The sequence below is a fragment of the Streptosporangium sp. H13245 genome (genome assembly GCF_055690525.1).
The window spans coordinates 129,436-148,646 of record NZ_JBSZKT010000003.1; the positions used below are offsets into that span (position 1 = coordinate 129,436).

Annotated in this window: 13 protein-coding genes; 1 reads left to right on the forward strand and 12 read right to left on the reverse strand. The window is 71.1% G+C overall.

Annotated features, from left to right (window positions below; genetic code table 11):
* Positions 1 to 104 precede the first annotated feature (104 nt).
* The 4 genes from pyk to gltB all read right to left on the reverse strand — a co-directional run bounded on the left by pyk (position 105) and on the right by gltB (position 9,836).
* Positions 105 to 1,535 (reverse strand): pyruvate kinase, encoded by a 1,431-nt coding sequence (gene pyk, locus ACW9TB_RS07465; RefSeq protein ID WP_472747194.1) that lies wholly within the window; start codon positions 1,533 to 1,535, stop codon positions 105 to 107.
* A 258-nt stretch (positions 1,536 to 1,793) separates the two neighbouring features.
* Positions 1,794 to 3,509 (reverse strand): S8 family peptidase, encoded by a 1,716-nt coding sequence (locus tag ACW9TB_RS07470; RefSeq protein WP_472747195.1) that lies wholly within the window; start codon positions 3,507 to 3,509, stop codon positions 1,794 to 1,796.
* Between the two features lie 278 nt (positions 3,510 to 3,787).
* Positions 3,788 to 5,266: a glutamate synthase subunit beta gene (locus tag ACW9TB_RS07475; RefSeq protein WP_472747196.1), complete on the reverse strand. Its 1,479-nt coding sequence runs from the start codon at positions 5,264 to 5,266 to the stop codon at positions 3,788 to 3,790.
* Positions 5,267 to 5,330: 64 nt separating this feature from the next.
* The gene (gene gltB / locus ACW9TB_RS07480; RefSeq protein WP_472747197.1) at positions 5,331 to 9,836 is read right to left on the reverse strand and encodes a glutamate synthase large subunit; all 4,506 of its coding nucleotides are present in this window, start codon (positions 9,834 to 9,836) and stop codon (positions 5,331 to 5,333) included.
* 199 nt (positions 9,837 to 10,035) lie between these two features.
* Between gltB and ACW9TB_RS07485 the strand changes: the two genes are divergently transcribed.
* Positions 10,036 to 11,913: a bis-aminopropyl spermidine synthase family protein gene (locus ACW9TB_RS07485; protein WP_472747198.1), complete on the forward strand. Its 1,878-nt coding sequence runs from the start codon at positions 10,036 to 10,038 to the stop codon at positions 11,911 to 11,913.
* Here the strand turns inward: ACW9TB_RS07485 and ACW9TB_RS07490 are convergent.
* The 8 genes from ACW9TB_RS07490 to trpB form a co-directional block, all read right to left on the reverse strand.
* Positions 11,888 to 12,502, reverse strand: a complete 615-nt coding sequence (locus tag ACW9TB_RS07490) for a hypothetical protein (RefSeq protein ID WP_472747199.1) — start codon at positions 12,500 to 12,502, stop codon at positions 11,888 to 11,890. The two genes, ACW9TB_RS07485 and ACW9TB_RS07490, sit on opposite strands and share 26 nt — an antisense overlap.
* A 36-nt stretch (positions 12,503 to 12,538) precedes the next feature.
* Positions 12,539 to 13,381 carry a hypothetical protein gene (locus ACW9TB_RS07495; RefSeq protein WP_472747200.1) on the reverse strand — a complete coding sequence of 281 codons (843 nt, stop codon included), beginning with the start codon at positions 13,379 to 13,381 and terminating at the stop codon, positions 12,539 to 12,541.
* Positions 13,378 to 14,097 (reverse strand): VIT1/CCC1 transporter family protein, encoded by a 720-nt coding sequence (locus ACW9TB_RS07500; RefSeq protein ID WP_472747201.1) that lies wholly within the window; start codon positions 14,095 to 14,097, stop codon positions 13,378 to 13,380. Before ACW9TB_RS07500 ends, ACW9TB_RS07495 begins: the two co-directional genes overlap by 4 nt.
* Before the next feature lie 133 nt (positions 14,098 to 14,230).
* Positions 14,231 to 15,586, reverse strand: a complete 1,356-nt coding sequence (gene lgt, locus ACW9TB_RS07505; protein WP_472747202.1) for a prolipoprotein diacylglyceryl transferase — start codon at positions 15,584 to 15,586, stop codon at positions 14,231 to 14,233.
* 26 nt (positions 15,587 to 15,612) lie between these two features.
* Positions 15,613 to 16,377, reverse strand: a complete 765-nt coding sequence (locus tag ACW9TB_RS07510) for a DsbA family protein (protein WP_472747203.1) — start codon at positions 16,375 to 16,377, stop codon at positions 15,613 to 15,615.
* A complete protein-coding gene (locus ACW9TB_RS07515) occupies positions 16,377 to 16,910 on the reverse strand; it encodes a MauE/DoxX family redox-associated membrane protein (RefSeq protein ID WP_329424438.1) in 534 nt (177 codons plus the stop codon). Before ACW9TB_RS07515 ends, ACW9TB_RS07510 begins: the two co-directional genes overlap by 1 nt.
* 200 nt (positions 16,911 to 17,110) lie before the next feature.
* Positions 17,111 to 17,905, reverse strand: coding sequence for a tryptophan synthase subunit alpha (gene trpA, locus ACW9TB_RS07520; RefSeq protein WP_472747204.1), 795 nt, complete (start codon positions 17,903 to 17,905; stop codon positions 17,111 to 17,113).
* 69 nt (positions 17,906 to 17,974) lie between these two features.
* Positions 17,975 to 19,195, reverse strand: a complete 1,221-nt coding sequence (gene trpB / locus ACW9TB_RS07525) for a tryptophan synthase subunit beta (protein ID WP_472747577.1) — start codon at positions 19,193 to 19,195, stop codon at positions 17,975 to 17,977.
* Positions 19,196 to 19,211: the final 16 nt, after the last annotated feature.

A 19,211-nucleotide genomic window follows, 5' to 3' on the forward strand; every position in this document is an offset into this window, starting at 1 on the left:
ACGACAAGAGCGTATTTTTCGGCTTTTTGAATACGCGGTCGCGCGGTGACCCCGGAAACGCGTACGGCCACCGCCGGAGCGGTGGCCGTACGCGATCGAGCGGGTCAGGCGGGGTTGGAGACCGCCGCCCCGATGGTGTGCACGCGCAGGGCGTTGGTGGAGCCCGCGGTGCCGGGAGGCGAACCGGCGACGATGACGACCTTGTCGCCCTTCTCCAGACGGGAGTTGGCGAGCAGCGACGCCTCCACCTGGCGGACCATGTCGTCGGTGTGGTGGACGAACGGCACCTCGAAGGTCTCCACGCCCCAGGTCAGCGCGAGCTGGTTGCGGACGTGGCGGGCGGAGGTGAAGGCCAGCAGCGGGATCGGCGAGCGGTAGCGGGCCAGGCGGCGGGCCGTCTCACCGGACATGGTGAACGCCACCAGCGCCTTCGCGCCGACGATGGCGCCGACCTCGGCCGCGGCGCGGGCGATGGCGCCGCCGGTGGTCTCCGGCAGCCGGTCGAGGCTGTGCGTGGCCTGCAGGGAGCTCTTCTCGGCGGTCGTGGCGATGCGGCTCATCGTCTCGACGACCTCGATGGGGTAGTTGCCGACCGAGGTCTCCCCCGAGAGCATGACCGCGTCGGCGCCGTCCATGACGGCGTAGGCGACGTCGGAGGCCTCGGCGCGGGTGGGACGCGGGGAGGTGATCATCGACTCCAGCATCTGGGTGGCGACGATGACCGGGCGGGCCTTCTCGCGGCAGAGCTCGATGGCGCGCTTCTGCACGATGGGCACCTCCTCCAGCGGCAGCTCGACACCGAGGTCACCGCGGGCGACCATGATGCCGTCGAAGGCCTCGATGATCTCCGGGAGCCGCTCCACGGCCTGCGGCTTCTCGATCTTGGCGAGCAGCGGGAGGCGGATGCCCTCCTGCTCCATGATGTTGCGCACCACGTCGGCGTCGGAGGGACGCCTGACGAAGGAGAGGGCGACCAGGTCGAAGCCGGTGCGCAGCGCCCAGCGCAGGTCGGTCTCGTCCTTGTCGGTCAGGACGGGGGCGCTGACGTTGACGCCGGGCAGGTTGAGGCCCTTGTTGTCGGAGATCATGCCGCCGATGATCACGCGGGTGGTGACGCGCTGGCCGTCGATCCGGGTCACCTCCAGCCGGACGCGGCCGTCGTCGACCAGGATGCTGTCCCCGGGATTGACGTCCTTGGGAAGCCCCAGGTAGGACGTGGAGACCTGCTCACGGTCGCCGGGGACCTCCTCAGTGGTGATCGTGAAGACGTCACCGAAGCCAAGGCGGACGGGGCCCTCACCGAACTTGCCGACCCGGATCTTGGGGCCCTGGAGGTCGGCCAGCAGACCCACGCCACGCCCGAGCTCGGCGGCGGCCTCCCTCACCCTGTCGTAAACCTCCTTGTGCAGCTCGTGGCTGCCGTGGCTGAGGTTGAAACGGGCCACGTCCATCCCGGCCGCGATGAGTTCGCGGAGGCGTTCGGGAGAGGAGGTGGCGGGGCCGAGAGTGCAGACGATTTTCGCGCGACGAGTCACGGATCCCACCCTAATTGGTACAGACCACTTGGTCGTGACGTTGGTCATAGCGCCGATGAAAAATTCGGTGACACAAAGCTACCCTGGGTGAACGGGAGGTTGCGAATCGTCTCTCGCGCCCACTCGCGAGCCCTGACGCCACAGGAACACCCGCGGGCGCGCGCCCCGGACGACCGGTCGCGCGCCACGGACGTTCCCCGCGTTTCCGACGAGAAAATCCCGATGAGAAGTTCCCGGCGCGAGGTCCCGACGAGAGGGTCAGGGCGTGAGGGGGGCGGCCTTGGCGGCCTTCTCGGCGCTGATGACGCCGTGGCCGTAGAAGCCGTTGCGCGACTTGGGACCCTCACACTTGTGGACCGCGTCCATCACGAGGTCGATCTTGTAGGCGTACTCGCGCGGGGAGGGGCAGCCCTTCTCGGTGGCGGTGGAGTACAGCTGGCTCTGGACGTCGGCGGGGGGCATCGTGAGACCGCCCTTGCCGGGCTTGCCGAAGCGGCTGATCAGGATGGCGGCGACGCCGGTGGCGTGCGGGGCTGCCATGGAGGTGCCGACGAGATACTGGTAGTAGGCGCAGGTGCCGCCCTCGCAGTCCCGGATGATCGACTCGGACTTCGGCGTGCCGTCGGCGGCGATCTGCCCCTTGGCCTTGAGCGCGTTCTCCGGCGCGGCGGCCAGGATGCCCCTGGTGGTGTCGTAGGTGCCGCTGCCGTCGAACTCGTCCCCGCCGGGGGCCGCCAGGTCGGCCTGCTCGACGCCGTAGTCGGAGTAGTAGGCCTTGCGCCCGCTCTGGCCCACCGAGGTGACCGAGATGACGCCCTTGGACTCGGCCGGGACGTTGAGGCAGGAGTTGTCGACCTTGCGGGTGCGCTCGGCGTCCTTGGGGTAGTCGGGGCTGGTCGCGTCCTTGCTGGGCCTGCCGAGGTCGGTGGAGCCGTTGCCGATGGCGCTGATGAGGGTGACGCCGCGCTTGCGGGCGTAGTCGAGGGCACGCTGCATGCCGGTGATGATGCCGCGCTGCTCCAGCTGCTCGGCCTTGGAGTCGCCGGGGTTGGCCTTGCAGTTGAACAGCCACGGGTCGACGTAGAAGCTCATGTTGACCACGTCGATCCCGGCGTCGGCGGCGTAGGTGAGCGCGTCCATGCTGGGCTTGAGGAAGAACAGGCCGGAGTCCTGTCCTGCGCGCAGGTTCACCAGGGACACCTGGGGGGCCACCCCGGCGATGCCCACACCGTTGAGCGGTGAGGCGATGGTGCTGGCCACGTGGGTGCCGTGGCCGTCGTCGTCCCAGTCGGCCGGGTCCTTGCAGCTCGCGAACTCGCAGGGCCCGTCCAGGGCCTTGCCGTTGGGGTCCTTGGGCCGGTCGGTCACGAAGTTGCGGCTCAGGGCGCGGTTGAAGTTGGGGGCGATGTCGGGGTGTTTGCCGTCGATGCCGGTGTCGATGACGCCGACCAGCACCCGCTTGTCACCGGGCTCGGTGGCGTAGGAGCCCTCCGCGGTGGCGCCGATCATCTTCATGTCCCACTGCCGCCCGGCCAGCGGCTCCGGCGTACCGGCGGCCGGTGCCGGGGAGCCGGGGGTGCCCGCCAGTCCCAGGGCGTCGGCGGAGGGGAAGACGCGCGGGGTCCCGTTCTCGAACGCGGCCGGCGCGGCGGGGATCGCGGTGGCGGAGCCGATCCTGCGGTCGGAGGAGACTCCCTCGACGGCGTCGCTGGCGGCCAGGCTCTCCACGAAGCGGGGGCCGGGACCGCTGGCGAGGACGTAGCCGATCCTGGTGTCGGACGACAGGGCCGTGCCGCCGCTCGCGCCGATCGCGTCGATCGCCCGGTCGCGGGCGCCGTCCGCGTAGAAGACCAGGTACTCGCGGGTCTGGCCCGTGCCCGCCGTGGTCCCGCCGCCCAGGGCGCCCGCCGTGAGGGTCGCCGCCAGGGCGAGCACCGTCGCCGCGCCCGTCAGGCTTCTGATCCCGCGATTCATCGATCCTCCGCACCTGGCCTGATTAAGAAAGTTTATTTTTCAGGCATATATCCGCCGAAGCAATCCGAACTACGGCTCTGCGCATTTCTACCTGATACCGCTGGTAAAACTCCCCACTCACCGGATGGGCCGTAACCTGCCCGGACCCGCCGCGTCCCCCCGGAGCGACCTCGGCCGGGCCGGATCGGCCGGGGCACACACGAACCGGCCCCGAAATACGTGAGCCGGTCCGGATACGCATGAGTCAACCATGACATACCCGGACCGGCCATAACGTGTCAGACCAGAGGTCGCGCCGTCGGCGGGATCGCCACCGGCAGGGCCGTCCGGCCCGTGAGGTAGCGGTCGGCGGCCGAGGCGGCCGAGCGGCCCTCGGCGATCGCCCACACGATCAGCGACTGGCCCCGGCCCACGTCCCCGGCGACGAAGACGCCGTCGACCGAGGACATGTAGCCCTTGTCCCTGGCGACGTTGCCCCTGGCGTCGAAGAACTCGCCCCCGGCGACCTCGGCGAGCTCCTCCAGCAGACCCTTCTTCTCCGGGCCCACGAAGCCCATCGACAGCGTGACCAGCTCGGCCGGGATCTCCCGCTCGGAGCCGGGCACCGGCTTGAACCCGGTCGCCGGGCCGCCCACCTCGACCAGGCGCAGCGCCCGGACGTTGCCGTCGGCGTCGCCGACGAACTCGGTGGTGGAGACCGCGTAGACCCGGGCGCCCTCGCCGTCGGCCAGCTCCTCGTGGGCGCTCTCCATCTTGAACAGGATGGGGAACGTGGGCCACGGCTGGCTGCCGGGACGGCTCGCCGGGGGCTGGGGCATGATCTCCAGCTGGGTGACCGAGGCGGCCCCCTGCCGGATCGCGGTGCCGATGCAGTCGGCGCCGGTGTCGCCGCCGCCGATCACGACGACGTGCTTGCCCTCGGCGCTGATCGGCGAGACCGGGAAGTCGCCCTCCTGGACCCGGTTGGAGGGCGGCAGGTACTCCATCGCCTGGTAGACGCCCTTCAGGTCGCGCCCGGCGACGGGCAGGTCCCGCCACTGGGTCGCGCCACCGGCCAGGACGACCGCGTCGAACTCCTCGCGCAGCCGCGCCGCCGTGATGTCCACGCCGACGTTGACGCCGGTACGGAACTCGGTGCCCTCGGCCCGCATCTGGTCGAGACGGCGGTCGATGTGCCGCTTCTCCATCTTGAACTCGGGGATGCCGTAGCGGAGCAGGCCGCCGATCCGGTCGGCCCGCTCGAACACGACCACGTCGTGCCCGGCCCTGGTGAGCTGCTGCGCGGCGGCCAGGCCCGCGGGGCCAGAGCCGACGACCGCGACCCTCTTACCGGTCTTCGAGGTGGGGATCTGGGGGGTGACCCAGCCCTCGTCGAAGGCGCGGTCGATGATCTCGACCTCGACCCGCTTGATCGCGACCGGGTCGGAGTTGATGCCGAGCACGCACGCCGCCTCACACGGAGCCGGGCACAGGCGGCCGGTGAACTCCGGGAAGTTGTTGGTGGCGTGCAGGCGCTCGATGGCCTCGTGCCAGTCGTCCCGGTAGACCAGGTCGTTCCACTCGGGGATCAGGTTGCCCAGCGGGCAGCCGTTGTGGCAGAACGGGATGCCGCAGTCCATGCAGCGCGCGGCCTGCTTGGTCAGCGCGGGCTTGGAGAAGTCCTCGTAGACCTCGCGCCAGTCGCGGATGCGCACGTCCACCGGTCGGCGCGCCGGCAGCTCGCGTCCGTGAGCGAGGAAACCCTTGGGGTCAGCCATCGGTCGTACCTCCCTTATCCCTGAGAAACCCGAGAAATCTGAACGAAACAAACGGACATCGGCCTCACCCCTGGACCGCAGCCGTCATGACGGCCTCGTCGATGTCGCGGCCCTCCAGCCGGGCGGACTCGGCGGCCCGCAGGACCCGCTTGTAGTCCGTCGGCATGATCTTGCCGAAGCGGGACGGGTCCCAGTCGGCGAGGAGCGCCTTGGCCACCGTGGAGCCGGTCTCGGTCAGGTGGGCCTCGACGATCTCGCGCAGCGCCTCGGAGTCGGCCTCCCCGACCTCCTCGATCTCGACCATCTCCCGGTTGACCCGCTCGGCGTCGAGGTCGAGCAGGTAGGCGACGCCGCCCGACATGCCCGCCGCGAAGTTGCGGCCGGTCGGGCCGAGGACGACCACCTTGCCGCCGGTCATGTACTCGCAGCCGTGGTCGCCGACGCCCTCGACCACCGCGGTGGCACCGGAGTTGCGGACGCAGAACCGCTCCCCCACGACGCCGCGGATGAAGGCCTCACCGGAGGTCGCGCCGTACAGGCCGACGTTCCCGGCGATGATGTGCCCCTCCAGCGGGGCCGCGTCGTGCGGCTGGACCGAGATCCGGCCGCCGGACAGGCCCTTGCCCACGTAGTCGTTGGCGTCGCCGGTCAGCCGCAGGGTGATGCCCCTGGGCAGGAAGGCGCCGAAGGAGTTGCCCGCGGAGCCGGTGAAGCGCACGTCGATGGTGTTGTCGGGCAGTCCCGCGCCGCCGTACCGCTTGGTCACCTCGTGGCCGAGCATGGTGCCGACCGTGCGGTTGACGTTGCGAATGGGCAGGTCGAGCGTGACCCTGGCACCGCCCTTGAGCGCGCCCTCGGCGAGCTGGATCAGCGTGTTGTCCAGCGCCTTGGCCAGACCGTGGTCCTGGTCCACCGTACGGCGCAGCGAGGCGCCCTCGGGCAGCTCGGGCTGGTGCAGGATCGGCGCCAGGTCCAGTCCCGAGGCCTTCCAGTGGCTCTCCGCAGGGGTGGTGTCCAGCAGCTCGGCGTGGCCGACGGCCTCCTCGACGCTGCGGAAGCCCAGCGCGGCGAGATACTCGCGGATCTCCTCGGCGACGAACTCGAAGAAGTTGACCACGAACTCGGGCTTGCCGGTGAACCGCTTGCGCAGCTCGGGGTTCTGGGTGGCGACGCCGACCGGGCAGGTGTCCAGGTGGCAGACGCGCATCATCACGCAGCCGGAGACGACCAGCGGGGCCGTGGCGAAGCCGTACTCCTCGGCGCCGAGCAGCGCGGCGATGACCACGTCGCGGCCGGTCTTGAGCTGGCCGTCCACCTGCACGACGATCCGGTCGCGCAGGCCGTTGAGCAGCAGCGTCTGCTGGGTCTCGGCCAGGCCGAGCTCCCAGGGGGCGCCCGCGTGCTTGAGCGAGGTCAGCGGGGAGGCGCCGGTGCCGCCGTCGTGGCCGGAGATGAGCACGACGTCCGCGTGGGCCTTGGACACGCCCGCCGCGACCGTGCCGACCCCGACCTCGGCCACGAGCTTGACGTGCACGCGGGCGGCCGGGTTCGCGTTCTTCAGGTCGTGGATGAGCTGGGCGAGGTCCTCGATCGAGTAGATGTCGTGGTGCGGCGGCGGCGAGATGAGGCCGACGCCCGGGGTGGAGTGCCGGGTCTTGGCGATCCACGGGTAGACCTTGTGGCCGGGCAGCTGGCCGCCCTCGCCGGGCTTGGCGCCCTGGGCCATCTTGATCTGCACGTCGTCGGCGTTGACCAGATACTCCGACGTCACGCCGAACCGGCCGGAGGCCACCTGCTTGATCGCCGAACGCCGGGCCGGGTCGTGCAGCCGCTCGGGGTCCTCGCCGCCCTCGCCGGTGTTGGACTTGCCGCCCAGCCGGTTCATCGCGATGGCGAGCGTCTCGTGCGCCTCCATCGAGATGGAGCCGTACGACATCGCGCCGGTGGAGAAGCGCTTGACGATCTCGCTGACCGGCTCGACCTCGTCGATCGGCACCGGCTCGCGCACGCCCTCGCGCAGCTTGAACATGCCGCGCAGCGTCATCAGCTTCTCCGCCTGGGAGTCCACCAGGCCGGTGTACTCCTTGAAGATCTCGTAGCGGCGCGAGCGGGTGGCGTGCTGCAGCTTGAAGACGGTCTCGGGGTTGAACAGGTGCGGCTCGCCCTCGCGGCGCCACTGGTACTCGCCGCCGACCTCCAGGCGGCGGTGGGCGTTCTCGGCCCGGGGGTAGGCGCGCAGGTGCCGCTGCGCCGCCTCCTCGGCCAGGACGTCGAAGCCGACGCCGCCCAGGCGGGACGTGGTCCCGGTGAAGCAGGCGTCCACGACCTCCTGGCTCAGGCCGAGCGCCTCGAAGATCTGCGCCCCGGTGTAGGAGGCGACCGTGGACACCCCCATCTTGGACATGACCTTCAGCACGCCCTTGCCGTACGCCTTGATGAGGTTGCGCACGGCCTTGTGCCGGTCGACCTTCAGGGCGCCGGAGTCGACCATGTCCTCGACGGTCTCGATGGCGAGGTACGGGTTGACCGCGCCCGCCCCGTAGCCGACGAGCAGCGCCATGTGGTGCGCCTCGCGCGCCTCGCCGGTCTCGACGACCAGACCGATCTTGGTGCGGGTCTTCTCGGCGATCAGGTGGTGGTGGACGGCACCGGTGAGCAGCAGCGAGGGGATCGGCGCCAGGGTCGCGGAGGAGCCCCGGTCGGACAGCACGATGATCCGCGCCCCGCCCTCGATCACCGAGGAGACCTCGGCGCGGATCTCCTGGATGCGGCGCAGCAGCGCCTCGCCGCCGCCTGCGACCTCGTACAGGCCGGAGACCACGTGCGGGTGGAAGCCCGGCAGCGCGCCCTCGTCGTTGATGTGGATGATCTTCGCGAGCTCGTCGTTGTCGAGCACCGGGTAGGGCAGCACGAGCTGGCGGCAGGAGGCCGGGCCCGGGTCGAGCAGGTTGCCCTCGGGGCCGATGGTGCTGGCCAGGGAGGTGACGAGCTCCTCGCGGATCGCGTCCAGCGGCGGGTTGGTGACCTGCGCGAACAGCTGGCTGAAGTAGTCGAACAGCAGCCGGGGCTTCTCGCTGAGCACCGCGACCGGGGTGTCGGTGCCCATCGAGCCGATCGGCTCGATGCCCGCCCTGGCCATCGGGCCCAGGATGATCCGCAGCTCCTCCTCGGTGTAGCCGAAGGTCTGCTGCCGCTTGATCAGCGCCTCGTGCGAGAGGACCTCGCGCGAGCGGGCGGGCAGCTCCTCGAAGCGGACCAGCCCGGCGTGCAGCCAGTCCGCGTACGGCAGCTCGGCCGCCAGCTCGGCCTTGATCTCGTCATCCTCGATGATCTTGCCGAGCTCGGTGTCGATCAGGAACATCTTGCCGGGCTGCAGGCGGCCCTTGCGGACCACGTCCTCGGGGGCGATGTCCAGCACGCCCGCCTCGGAGGCGAGCACGACCAGGCCGTCCGCGGTGACCCAGAACCGTCCCGGGCGCAGGCCGTTGCGGTCGAGCACCGCGCCGACCAGGGTGCCGTCGGAGAAGGTGATCGAGGCCGGGCCGTCCCAGGCCTCCATCATCGTGGAGTGGAACTCGTAGAACGCCCGCCGCGCGGGGTCCATCTCGGTGTGGCTCTCCCACGCCTCGGGGATCATCATCAGCACCGCGTGCGGCAGGCTGCGTCCCGCGAGGTGGATGAGCTCCAGCGTCTCGTCGAAGGAGGCGGTGTCGGAACCGGCCGGGTCGCAGATCGGGAAGAGCCGCGACAGGTTGCCCGGCAGGTTCGCCGTCCCCAGCATGGCCTCGCGGGCGCGCATCCAGTTGCGGTTGCCCTTGACCGTGTTGATCTCACCGTTGTGGGCGACGTAGCGGTACGGGTGCGCCAGCGGCCACGAGGGGAAGGTGTTGGTGGAGAAACGCGAGTGGACCAGCGCGATCGCGGTCTCGTAGCGCTCGTCGCTCAGGTCGGGGAAGAACTGCTCGACCTGCAGCGGGGTGAGCATGCCCTTGTAGACGATCGTCCGGGAGCTGAGCGAGGGGAAGTAGACGTTCGCCTCGTGCTCGGCCCGCTTGCGCAGGCAGAAGGCCAGCCGGTCCAGCTCCAGGCCGCTCTCGCCGTCCGGGGACGCCACGAACAGCTGGCCGAAGAACGGCATCACCGCGCGGGCGCTCGGGCCGGGAAGGTCGGGGGTGGTCGGGACCTCACGCCAGCCGAGGACCGTCAGGCCCTCCTCCGCGGCGATCTCCTCGATCAGCCGTACGGCGGTCTCGCGGGCCTGCGCCTCGGCGGGCAGGAAGGCCGTCCCGGCGGCGTAGGAACCGGCCGCGGGCAGGGGGAGGTCCGTCACCACGCGGAAGAAGGCGTCGGGGATCTGCGTCAGGATCCCGGCCCCGTCACCGGTGTCCGGTTCGCTACCCTGAGCCCCCCGGTGGTCAAGATTGCACAGGGCGGTCAGAGCCTTCGCGACAATATCGTGACTACGGCGACCGGCCACGTCCGCGACCATGGCGACACCGCAGGCGTCGTGCTCGTGTGAGGGGTGGTACAGGCCCTGGGGCTCGGGAAAGCCGAGGTGGGCAGCAGGCATTGAATCCCTCCCGTCGTCTTGCTTCTTGCGAACAAGCAAGGGACGACGTTGGCCCTGCTGCGTGGTGGGTAGAGATTACCGTACCCTGCCGGATACCTGCCTACCCGGTGAGATCCCGCCGAATTAGTGCAGGTTCGCCCGGTTCGTTTAACACGTCGCGATGGCACAACATTCCAGGTCCTGGCCCTAGGGTGGCCCAATGGAACCGAGCGACCAGGGCGAGCCCACCGGCCTGACAGACGGCGGCACTCCGGACGCCCCGGGCGTGTCGAGGCGGCCCGTCGCCCCGGAAATCGCCGGGGAGACCGGGGCCCGGGCGCTCGTCGCGCGGGCGGGCGTCGACGGCAGACGGCTGAGAAACGCGCTGGTGGCACTGGGTGCGGGCCGCTGGTGGACACTCGCCGACCTGGTCAGGGAGACCGCGACGTCGAGGCGGACCATCGAGGCTCTGCTGCGCGAGGTGGACGCCGAACTGGAGCGATCCGGCGACCGATTCAGGCTCCCGGCCCCTCCGGCCTGGCTGGAGCCGATCTGGCAGGGTCCTGCCAGGCAGGACCCTGCCAAACAGCGGGAGAACGCCTCCGTACCGGCCGGATCGGGGGTGAACGACCCCGGAGCGACCGGCTCGGAAGTGACAGGAGTGAACAGCCCCACACCGACAGGGCCGAGGGTGAGCGACCCCACACCGGCATCCCCCTCCGCACCGGCCGGACCAGGAGTGAACAGCCTCACACCGAGGGTCATCGCGCCCGCGGACCCCGTGGCCCATCTGCTCCCCGGCCGCGCGGACCTGGTCGCCCGCATGGACGAGCTGATCGCCAAGGCCCCCCGGGGCCGCCACACGCTGGACCACGTCGCCGCGACCGGCGAGACCGTGGTCAGGCGGGCGCTGCTGCTGGACGCCCGGTTCTGGCTGGACGGCGCCCGGCTGCTGTGCGTGGGCGACCACGACCTGACCTCGCTCGCCACCGCGATGCTGCACCCCGGCGTCGAGGTGACCGTCGTCGACGTCGACGAGCGCATCCTCGCCTACATCGCCGGTGAGGCCGACCGGCTCGGCCTCGCCGTACGGACCCGCTGGGCCGACCTGCGCCTGGGCCTGCCCGCCTCCGCCCACTCCTGGGCCGACCTGGCGATCACCGACCCTCCCTACACCCCCGAGGGCGTCGGGCTGTTCGTCGCCCGCTGCGCGGAGGGGCTGCGCGACCGCGAGCAGGGCCGGATCATGCTCGCGTACGGCGCCAGCGAGCGCACCCCCGCGCTCGCCCTCAAGGTCCAGCAGGCCCTGTCACAGCTCAACCTCGTCAACGAGGCGATCTACCCCGACTTCAACCGCTACCTCGGCGCCGAGGCCATCGGCTCGGCCGCCGACCTGTACGTCCTGCGTCCCACGACGAGGACCTGGCCCGCCGCGACCGCCCGCACCGAGGCGTCCGGCACCGCCATCTACACGCAGGGCCCCCAGTCCGTGGAGTCCGCGGGCTCCCCCGCCGCCCAGGCCCCGGACTCCGGCGACGGGTTCGTCCCTGAGGTGCTGGTGGGCGAATGGCCCCGCGACGTGCTGCCCAAAGCCCCCAGAGCGCGCCTGACGACCTGGCTGGCCAAGCCCTACGCCAGCGACCCGGCCCGGGTGGCGATCTCCGTTCCCGCCGGTCTGGAGGCCGCGCTGCCCCGGCTGCTGCTGGCCACCCGCGCCGGGGAGGTCCGTGTCACGCTGGCGGCGGCCCCGAAGGACCTCCCCGCCGACCTGCTCGCCCCCGTCTACGATCTCACCGCCGAGGGCACGTCCGTACGCGCCGTACGGGTCGCGTCACCCGCCGGGAACGCGGACGAGACGGACGCCGCCCGGATCCTGCGCCGCGTCCTGGACAACGCGCACGGCAAGCTCGCCAACACCTGGCGCGAGGCCCTGATCAGGGTGCGGGGCGACCTGACGAAGAAGCAGGCCAGGGCGGTCGTCGCCGCCGTGGCCCCGTGGGCGGGCGACGTCACCGTCCTCGAACTGCCCGCCCACCGGCTGCTGGAGCTCCGGGCCGCAGTGGAGAACTCCCTCAGCGCGTCAGCCGACGCTGGATGACCAGGCCGACGCCGTCCACCGCGACCTGCGGGTAGGTGAGATCCACCCGGCTTCCCCTGACCGCGGGGGCGACCCAGCTCACCGTGACGTAGTGCCCGAGGCCGCGGACCTGGGCCCAGCTGTGCGAGCCGTCGAAGCCCTCGGGCGTGCCGGGAGCGGGCCTGACGAAGCCGCCGCCCCTGAGCGCCGCCACGAGCCTGTCGGCGGCGGCGGAGTCGGCGAGATTGAAGATCAGGAACTGGCCGGAGACCGCGCCGTCCCCGGTCTCGTAGCGGGCCCGCAGCACCTGCGTACACCCGCCGAGCGCGTCGGCCACGCTCCCCCAGACGGCCTCGGCGCAGTCGGTGAGGGTCTCGGTGTTCTTGAGCGCGAGACTGGTCGTGCCCGCCGACACCGGGGGGCCGGGGAACATCTCGGCCACGGTCAGCGGCTGGGGGTCGAGGGCGCGGGTCGCGATGGGCGCGTAGTGGGCCGTACCGGGCTCCGCGCGCAGAACCGCGGCGCGCGGGGCGGGCTCGTCCCCGAACCACAGGAAGGCCCCCGCCCCGGCGAGTGCGGCCAGCACGACAACGATGATCCACTTGCGCATGAAAAAAGCTTACTGTGACCGGCGGGGCACCCGGGGCTACTGGGCCGGGGCGGGCGCCGGGGAGGCGGCGACGATGCGGCGGAAGATCGCCTTTTCCGTGGCGCGGACCGTCAGGGACAGCGAGACGAAGTCGTCCCTCGGGCCCGGCTCCACCCCGTCGGCCCTGCCGATCCAGACCAGGCCCGCGTAGTGGCCCATGGCGTGACCGCTGGCCTCGGTGTGGCCACCGGCGGGGAAGGCGGCCCTGGGCGCCTGGAGCGGCTGGACCCAGCCGCCCCGGTGCAGGGTGGTCAGCGTGTTCACCAGCGTGTCGGCGGAGGCGGTGTCGCGGAGGTTGAACAGGGTGTACTGGGCGACGTAGCGGCCGTCGGCGCTGGCGTACAGGCCCCTGGCCACCTGGGTGCACCCTCCCTGGGTGAGCAGGTCGACGAGCCCCTGACCCCAGACCGCCGCCGCGCAGTCGGTCTCCAGCCGGGGGTTGCCCGCCAGCCTCAGCGTGGTCCTGCCCTCCTTGAGGGTCTTGGCGAAGAGGTCCTTGGCCGTCAGCGGCTTGGGGTCGGCCCTGCTCTCCGCGATCGGCGCGAACACCTTGGAGGAGGGCCACCCCTTGTAGACGTCGGGGCGGGGTTCGGTGCCGATGACCGAGGCGGTGGCCCGCTCGGGCTCGAAGTCGTTGCCGATCGCGGAGATCGCGAGGGTGAGGCCGATCGCGGCGACCAGCACGCCCGCCAGCGATCCGAACACCACCACCAGCCGCTGCTGGGTCGGGGTCAGCCCCCACTCCTCCAGCTGGGGGACGCTCCAGGTCTGCGCCTTGCTGGGCGTACGGCGACGCTTGCGCCCGGGGGCGGGGGGCGGGGTCGAGGTTGGGGTGGTCACAGTCCGGTTCCTCCCAGGAAGGTGCCCAGGGCGAAGGTCAGGCCGGCGGCGACCGCGCCGACGACGAGCTGGCGCAGCCCGCTGTACCACCAGCTGCGCGCGGTGACCCGGGAGACCAGCGCGCCCGCGCCGAACAGCGCCAGGCAGGAGATCACCGCCGAGGCCACCAGGCTGGTGACACCGAGCAGGTACGGCAGGAGGGGCAGGAGCGCACCCGCGCCGAACGACAGGAACGAGGAGACCGCGGCGATCCTGGGCGAGGGCAAGTCACGGAAGGTGACCCCCAGCTCGGCCTCGGTGTGCACCTCAAGGGCCCTGTCGGGGTCCATCGAGATCTGCCGGGCCACCTCCGCCGCCACGGCGGGATCGACGCCCCGCTCCTCGTAGAGCTTGGCGAGCTCCTCAAGCTCGGCCTCGGGGTGGCGTTCGAGCTCGCGCCGCTCGACGTCGATCTCGGCCAGGGCGAGCTCCCGCTGGCTGGCCACCGAGACGTACTCGCCACCGGCCATGGAGAACGCGCCCGCGGCCAGCCCCGCGACGCCGGCCAGCAGGATGACCCTGGTGCTCGCGGCGCCACCGGCGACACCGGCGATCAGGGCGAAGTTGGAGACGAGGCCGTCCATCGCGCCGAAGACGGACGGCCGCAGCCAGCCGCCGTTGACGTCGCGGTGCCGGTGGTGCATCTCGGCACGCCCCCCGGAGGCGTCCGAACTCACCCTGGTCCTTGGGACGGCAGGCCCCGGGGCTCAGGCGAACCACCGGTCTCGGCCCCGGAGGGGAGACACGCCGGTGTGCCGGACGATCCGGCGGCGTGTCCGGGGCCCCGGGGCCTCGACCGTGGGAAGAACGTCAACGTCGTTCTTTCTCGCCCTCGGGAACGACCTTCGTCGCGGTCTCCTCGCGGAGATCGCCTCTCTCCGCATCCGAGGCGGTCCCGTCGGAGGCCGCACCGGCCGTGCTTTCAGAGATCGTGCTCTTGGAAGCCGTGCTCTCCGAGGCGGCCTTGTCCACGGCGGCCTTGTCCGGGGCGACCGTGTCGGAGGTGGCCTTGTCGGCGGCGGCCTTGTCCGGGGCGGTGGCGGCCGGAACCGGCTCGCCCTCAGCTCGGTCGTTCTCCACCGGCTCGGCCTGGTCCGACGGATGGGCCGGATCGACCGAGCCCGCGGCCTCGGCCGCGAGCGTCGCCGAGGCGGGCCGCGCCTCGTCGTCCCGCCCGGCCGCGCCGTCGTTCTCGGCCTCGTCGGCCTGGTCGGACGGGTGGGCCGGATCGACGGGATCCCCCGCGCCCGGCGCGGCCAGGGCGGTGGCCCCGTCCTTCGCCGGATCCTCGTCCTCGTCCTCACCCGAAGCGGTGGCCCCGTCCGTGAGGTCGGCGGGGTCGGCCGGTGGCATGACCCGCTCCTCGCCGGTCTTGTTCCTGGTGAGCCAGAAGTAGGCCATCGCCCCGACGAACAGGATGATCGAGGTCCACTGGTTCAGCCGCAGGCCGAGGATGTGGTGGGCGGTGTCGACCCGCAGGCCCTCGATCCAGAAGCGGCCCACGGTGTAGCCGGCGACGTAGAGGGCGAACAGGCGGCCGTGGTGGAGCAGGTACTTGCGGCCGATCCAGACGAGGACCAGTGCCAGGCCCAGGTCCCAGATCGACTCGTACAGGAACGCGGGGTGGTAGGTGTCCTCGCCCGGCACCGTGCCCGGCCGGTCGGGGTCGATCTCCAGCCCCCACGGCAGGTCGGTGGGGCTGCCGAACAACTCCTGGTTGAAGTAGTTGCCCCAGCGGCCGATGGCCTGGGCCACCGCGATGGCGGGGGCGACGGTGTCGGCCACCGCGGTCAGGGAGATGCCCCGGCTGCGGCAGCCCAGCCAGACGCCCACGCCGCCGAGCGCGACGGCACCCCAGATGCCCAGGCCGCCGTTCCAGATGAACAGCGCCTCGATCGGCTCGTTGGGCGCGTCCGGCCCGAAGTAGAGCTGCCAGTCGGTGATGACGTGGTAGAGGCGTCCACCGACCAGGCCGAACGGCACGGCCCAGACGGCGAGATCCACCATCGTGCCGGGGACACCGCCGCGGGCACGCCAGCGGCGCTCGCTGATGGCGACCGCGACGACGACGCCGAGCACGATGCACAGTGCGTAGGCCCGAATGGGGACCACGCCGAAGAGATGCCAGACCCCCTGGGAGGGGCTGGGAATCGAGGCGAGGGGCATGTCAGCTGACGTTACCGTGTCGCGCGTTATTTGGCGGCATCAAGAACGGCCTCGCGTAGCTCGGCCGGTTTGAAGGCCACGGCGGTGTCCAGCTCGGCGCCGTTGAGCTTCAGCGTCGGGGTGCCCGTGAGCTTCTGGGTCTCCAGGACCTTGGTGCTGTAGGCGAGGTGCCCGGCCGCTTTCTCCTGGCTGGTCACGCACGCGTCGAAACCGGGATCCGTCACCCCGGCCTCCTTGCCCCAGGCGATCAGGTCCGGGATCTTGAAACCCTCCTCGGTCTCTGAGGGCTGTTCGTCGAAGAGCCTGTCGTGGAACTTGCTCCAGGCGGCGCCTCCGGGGATGCAGCGGGAAGCCGCGGCGGCGCGCAGGGAGTTGCCCTTGGTGATGCCCCTGTTGGTCTGGTCCTGGAAGATCGTGATCGGGTGGTAGACCACCTTGGCCTTGCCCTCGGCCGCCAGGTTCTTGATCGTGGCACCGCTGGTCTCCTCAAGCGCCCGGCACGCGGGGCACTGGAAGTCCTCGAAGACGTCCAGGACCGGCTTCTCCACGCCCGCCTTGGCCATGACCACCGAGCCGTCCGAGGCGACGGTGATCGGCGCGAGCTCGGCGCCGATCTGCTCGGACCTGCTGCTCTGGGCGGCGAACCACCAGCCCGCCCCGACGGCGGCGATCGCGAGGACGGCGGCCGTTCCGATCGTCGCCATACGCTTGCGCCTCTCCTTCACCAGCTGCTCTTCGCGCTGTGCCTTGATCCGATCACGCGCCGACTGTTCCCGCGCGGCCTTGCCCATCAGTCAGTCTCCTTTTCCTGGTGCTCCTCCTCGTCGTCGCCCTCAAGGTCGTCGTACGGCTCCCGTCCCGGGGTGAGCCCCAGGGCGGAGTCCAGCGCGAAGCGACCCGGAGGGAACCAGGCGACGAGCACACCGAGTCCGAAGAGACCGAAGTCACGCAGGATGTCGATGAGGTAGTCGGGCTCCACCCCGGCGGCCAGCTGACCGCCGCCACCGAAGCAGCCGCAGTCGATGCGCAGCCCGCGCGCCCACGCCGAGGCGATCCCGATGACAAACGCCAGCATGAGCAGTGCCGAGATGACACCCGCCGCCCGGGTGAGCAGCCCGACGACCAGCAACACCCCTACGACGATCTCCAGGATCGGCAGGCCGTAGCCGACCACCGTGGCGAGCGATTCAGGGAGCAGTTCGTATGCCTCGACCGCCTGAACCGAGAGCACCGGGGTGCCGATCTTGCCCCAACCCGCGACGATCAGCACGCCCGCCAGCACCAGCCGCGAGACGGTCGTTACCCAGGGTAGCGTCGAAATCACGATACGCGACCTATTGGGCGCGGGGTTATCAGAGGTCACGAGCACCATTCTCCTATTCCAGCCCCGGGCACGGACGTCTCCGGCGATCGCAAGGTATCCGAAGGAAACCTCATCACGGGCTGGATAAGCGTTGAATAAGCCTGCCTGACAGGCATAAGGCCAGGGTGCGGCCCCGCGGGAGGGCCGTCCCCGGCGAGTCCTCAGCCTCGGACGCCCGCCGCCAGCTCGGCGCCCAGCTCGCGGACGGACGCCAGGCCGGAGGCCTCGTCCGGGGCGTCCAAGACGCGGCGGATGAAGGCCGAGCCCACGATGACGCCGTCGGCGTACCCCGCGACCTCGGCGGCCTGCCGCCCGGTGCCGACGCCCAGGCCGACGCAGACCGGCAGGGAGGTGTGGAGGCGGGTGCGCTCGACCAGGCCCTGCGCGGCCTCGCCGACCGAGTCGCGGGCGCCGGTGACGCCCATCAGCGACGCCGCGTAGACGAAGCCGGTGCAGCTGTCGACGACGGCCTTGATGCGGGCCTCGGTGGAGCTGGGGGCGACCAGGAAGACCGTGTCGATCCCGGTCTCGGCGCTGGCCTCGCGCCAGGGACCGGCCTCCTCGGGAGTCAGGTCGGGCGTGATGGTGCCCACCCCGCCCGCGTTCGCCAGGTCCCTGGCGAAGCGGTCGGCGCCGTAGCGGTCGATCGGGTTCCAGTACGTCATGACGAGGGTGGCGGCACCGGTGGCGGCCACGCCCTCGACCGTGCGGAGCACGTCGGCGATGCGGGTGCCGTTGGTCAGCGCCAGGTGGACGGCGTCCTGGATCGTCGGGCCGTCCATGAGGGGGTCCGAGTAGGGAAGGCCGATCTCGATCACGTCACAGCCCGCCTCCACCATGGCGGTGGCGACGGCGATCGCGCCGTCCTTGCTGGGGAACCCAGCGGGCAGGTATCCGATGAGGGCGGCGCGGTCGTCCGCCTTAGCCTTGGCGAACACCGTCTGAAGAGTCGTCATCGTTACTTCCGTTGCGGTTCGTCCCCTTCGGCCCGCCGAAGGGGAGGCAAGTCGGCCGTCAGAGGGATGTCAGAGGTTGAAGTACTTCATCGCGGTGCCCATGTCCTTGTCGCCCCGGCCGGAGAGGTTGACCAGGATCGTCGCCTCGGGACCCATCTCGCGGCCGAGCTTGAGGGCTCCGGCGAGCGCGTGCGAGGACTCGATCGCGGGGATGATGCCCTCGGTGCGGGCGAGCAGCGAGAAGGCGTCCATCGCCTCGGCGTCGGTGATGCCGTGGTAGGTGGCGCGTCCGCTGTCCTTGAGCCAGGCGTGCTCGGGGCCGACGCCGGGGTAGTCGAGCCCGGCCGAGATCGAGTGCGACTCGATCGTCTGGCCCTCGTCGTCCTGCAGCACGTAGGTGCGTGAGCCGTGCAGCACGCCGATGGAGCCCGCGGTGAGGGTGAGGGCGTGCTCGCCGCTCTCCAGGCCCCGGCCGCCCGCCTCGTAGCCGTGCAGCTGGACGTCCCGGTCGTCGAGGAAGGCGTGGAAGACGCCGATGGCGTTCGATCCCCCGCCGACAGCGGCGGCGACCGCGTCGGGCAGCCTGCCGGTGAGCTCCAGCATCTGGCGGCGGGCCTCGACGCCGATGATGCGCGCGAAGTCGCGGACGATCTCCGGGAACGGGTGCGGTCCTGCGATGGTGCCGAAGAGGTAGTGCGTACGGTCGACGTTGGCGACCCAGTCGCGGAACGCCTCGTTGATGGCGTCCTTGAGGGTCTGGCTGCCGTTGGTGACCGGGACGACGGTGGCGCCGAGCAGCTTCATGCGGGCGACGTTGAGCGCCTGGCGCTCGCAGTCGACGGCCCCCATGTAGATGACGCACTCCAGGCCCATCAGGGCGGCGGCGGTCGCGGTGGCGACGCCGTGCTGTCCGGCACCGGTCTCGGCGATCACCCGCGTCTTGCCCAGGCGCTTGGTCAGCAGGGCCTGGCCGAGCACGTTGTTGATCTTGTGGGCGCCGGTGTGGGTCAGATCCTCGCGCTTGAGGATGATCCGGGCACCGCCCGCCTGCTCCGCGAAACGCGGGATCTCGGTCAGCGTGGTGGGCCGCCCGGCGTAGGTGCGCAGCAGGTGGTCGAACTCCCGCAGGAACGCCACGTCGTTCTTCGCCTTGTCGTACTCCGCCGCGACCTCGTCCAGCGCCGGGATGAGCGCCTCGGGCACGTAGCGTCCGCCGAAGACGCCGAACTTGCCGTGGACGTCCGGGTCGTTGCCGTGGGCGGCGTTGCCCGCGAGGTCGGCGGTGGTGATGACGGTTCCCTCGTGC